This is a genomic window from Streptomyces sp. A01, assembly GCF_059026195.1.
The window spans coordinates 1-3,812 of sequence record NZ_JBWLKN010000072.1; the positions used below are offsets into that span (position 1 = coordinate 1).

Below are 3,812 nucleotides of genomic sequence, written 5' to 3' on the forward strand. Positions count from 1 at the left end.
GGTGCCGTGGGCCTCGACCGCATCGACATCGGCCGCCACCAGCCCCGCGTTCACCAGAGCCTGCCGAATCACCCGCTCTTGTGCGGGGCCGTTCGGAGCCGTCAGCCCGTTACTCGCCCCGTCCTGATTGACCGCACTGCCCCGCACCACCGCAAGCACCGGATGCCCATTACGCCGCGCCAACGACAACGGCTCCAACAACAACATCCCCGCACCCTCAGCCATGCCGGTGCCGTCCCCGCCAGCGGCGAACGCCTTGCACCGCCCGTCCGCGGCCAGTCCCCGCTGTCGGCTGAACCCGATGAACACACCCGGCGAGGAGATCACCGTCACCCCGCCCGCCAGGGCGAGGGAGCATTCACCGCTACGTAGCGCCTGGCAGGCCAGATGCAGCGCCACCAGAGAAGACGAGCACGCGGTATCCACCGTCACCGCAGGGCCCTCCAGCCCCAGGGTGTACGCCACCCTGCCCGACACCACGCTGGCCAGGTTTCCTGTCATGAGGTGTCCCTCGGAGACCTCGGGTGTCTGGGGCCAGCCAGCCGCGTAGTCGTTGCCCGTAGAGCCCGTGAACACGCCGGTCTGGCTGCCTTTGAGGGTGGTTGGGTTGATGCCCGCACGTTCGAGGGCTTCCCAGGCGGTTTCCAGCAGGAGCCGTTGCTGGGGGTCCATCGCCAGCGCTTCGCGAGGGGAGATGCCGAAGAAGGTGGAGTCGAAGTCGGCTACGTCGTAGAGGAACCCGCCTTCGCGTGCGTAGGAGGTGCCCGGTTGTTCGGGGTCCGGGTCGTACAGTGCGTCCAGGTCCCAGCCGCGGTCGGTGGGGAATCCGGCGATGGCGTCGCCACCCGTGGCGATCAGGTTCCACAATGCTTCGGGTGAGGACGCTCCGCCCGGGTACCGGCAGGCCATGCCCACCACCGCGATCGGCTCCATCGACGCGGCGACCACGGGAGCGGGGGTGGCCAGCGCCGGCCGCGCACGCTGCGGTGTACCGCCGATCGCTTCGGACAGCCGCGCTACCAGGTGACCAGCCAGAGCTGAGGGGTTGGGATGGTCGAAGACGAGCGTCGCGGACAGCCGCAGCCCGGTGGCCGTGCCCAGGCGGTTGCGTAGTTCCACGGCGGTCAGGGAATCGAAGCCGGATTCTGTGAACGCTCGGTCCGCCTCGACCGCCTCGGGCGTCGAGTGTCCGAGGACGGCTGCCGCCTGCGCGCGTACGACGTCCAGGACAGCCTCCGCGCGCTCGGGACCCCCCAGCCCCGCGAGGCGTTGGCGCAGCACTGCGCTCGCGCCGTCCGCACGTGTCCCGACGGCCCGCCGAGTGGCGCTCGTCAGCTTGCGCAGCAGCGGCGCGTCCTGCGCCCGCAGGGCCGCCATGTCGAGGCGCATGGGCAGCAGCAGCGCTTCGCCCCTGCCGGTGGCGACATCGAACAGTGCCAGGCTCTGGTCCACAGGGATCGGCATGATGCCCGCCCTCCCCGTCCTGGCCAGGTCGGCTCGGGCCAACCGGGCTGCCATCCCCTCGGGCTGCTCCCACACGCCCCAGGCCAGGGAGATGGCCGACAGACCGACGGCTCGCCGGTGCTGCGCGAGAGCGTCCAGGAAGACGTTCGCCGTCGCGTAGTTGCCAATGCCCGGCCCACCGAAGATGCCGGACGCCGAGGAGAACAGGGCGAAGTGCGCGAGGTCGGTGTCGCGGGTGAGGTGGTGGAGGTTGAGGGCGGCGTCGACCTTGGTACGGAGGACGGTGTCGAAGCGGTCGGGGGTGAGGCTGGTGAGGATGCCGTCGTCGAGGGTGCCCGCGGCGTGGATGACGGCAGTCAGCGGATGCTCGGCGGGGATGGCCCCGAGCGCCTTGGCGAGGGCGGTGGGGTCGGCGGCGTCGCAGGCGGTGATGGTGACGTGGGCGCCGAGTTCGGTGAGGTGGGTGTCCAGGTCGGCCGCGCCGGGGGCGCTGGGGCCTCGGCGGCTGAGCAGGAGGAGATGCCGAGCACCGTGCTGGGTGACCAGGTGCTGGGCGAGGAGCGTACCGAGGGCGCCGGTGCCGCCGGTGATCAGCACCGTTCCGTCCGGGTCTGCCGACCATCCCGTACGAGTCGAGGGGTCGCCTGCTCCTGGACGCGAGGCGCGCACGAGGCGGGGGGCGTGGGCGGTTCCGTGGCGGAGGGCGAGCTGGGGTTCGTCGCTGGTGGTGGCCATCGGCAGCTGGACGGCGCTGTCGGGGTCGGCGTCGAGGTCGATGAGCTGGAAACGGTCGGGGTGCTCGGCCTGGGCGGAACGGATCAAGCCCCAGACGGGCGCATGGGTCAGGTCGAGGTCGGGGTCATCGGGGCCGGTGGTCACCGCGCCCTGGGTGACGATGACCAGCCGCGTGTCAGCGAGGCGGGGCTCGGCCAGCCAGGCTTGGAGCCAGCCGAGCAGCCGGTGTGCCACGGCCCGGACCTGCGCCGCCGTCTCCCGCGTGGCCGAAAGGTGGTCCGTGCCGGGGCTGCCGTCGTCGTCCGGCGTGCTCCCGGTGGTCCGCTGCCAGTGGTGAACGCTGAGGACGGCGGTGCGGGGCGGTGGCGCGCCTGCACAGAGGGCGTGGACGAGAGAGGCGATGTCGTCATGGCTGTCGACGGGAGTGCCCGCGGTGCGCAGGGCGCCGACCAGCTCCAAGGGGTCACCGTCGACCACGGCCCATCGGTTCTCACCGACGGGCTCAGGAGGCGAGGTGCGGACCGGGAGCCAGTCGAGCTGGTACAGGTCATCGTGTGGGGTGGTCGGGCGAGCGGCGTTGATCTGTTCAGGGGTGACCGGGCGGCTGATCAGCCCCTCGATGGCAGCGACCGGCGCGCCGGACATATCGGAGACGGAGATCGCTAGCTCGTCCGAACCGACGGGACGCAGCCGTACGCGCCAGGCGTCCGCTCCGGAGGCCCGCGACCATACCCGGCGCCACAGGAAGGGCATCCGCGCGGGCCCTGCCGGGCGAGCCTCAGTGGCGCTCGGCAGAAGCGTGGCCTGGAGCGCGGCGTCGAGTAGGACCGGATGCAGCTGGAATGGGTGCTTGTCCTTGTGTCCTTGGGGGAGGGCGACCTCGGCGTAGATGTCCTCGCCGTGCCGCCAGGCGGCCTGGAGCCCCTGGAAGGCCGGGCCGTAGGCGAAGCCGTGCTGGGCGAGGAGTTGGTAGAGATCGCCCGTCGGGATGCGTTCGGCGTTGGCGGGAGGCCAGGGTTCGCTGGTGGGGGAGTGGCTTAGGTGTTCGTCGCGATGGTCAGGCGTGAGTGTTCCCGCCGCGTGTCGACGCCAGAGGTTCTCTTCGATGGCGTTGTCGGGGTCGTACGCACGCGAGTGGATGCTCAGGGAACGGCATCCGTCGTCGTCGGGTGGATCAAGGGTGAGCTGGAGTTGGGTGCTGGCGTGCTCGGCGAGGATGAGAGGAGCATGGAGGGTGAGCTCTTCCAGCTCCGGGCAGCCGGTTTGGGCACCGGCGTGGAGCGCGAGTTCGACGAAGGCGGCGCCGGGGAGAAGGACGGTGCCCATGATGCTGTGGTCGGCCAGCCAGGGGTGGGTGGCCAGGGAGAGCCGTCCGGTGAGCACGCGGCCTTCGTCGGGGAGGTGGACGGCGGCACTCAGTAGCGGGTGCTCGGTGGTCTCCAGGCCTGCGGCGCTGACGTCGCCTGCGGGAGCGATGCTCTTGAGCCAGTAGTGCTCATGCTGGAAGGGGTAGGTGGGCAGGTCGACATGTTGGGGTTGTGTTTCGGGGAGTAGGCGTTCCCAGGTGATGGGGAGGCCGTGGGTGTGGGCTTGGGCGAGGGAGGTGAGGAAGC

The 3,812-nt window shown here is 70.8% G+C and carries 1 protein-coding gene; it reads right to left on the bottom strand.

The window, feature by feature from the left end; all coding sequences use genetic code 11:
- A partial coding sequence (locus AC5P1B_RS35505; RefSeq protein WP_493892160.1) for a type I polyketide synthase occupies positions 1 to 3,812 on the bottom strand: 3,812 nt, incomplete at both ends.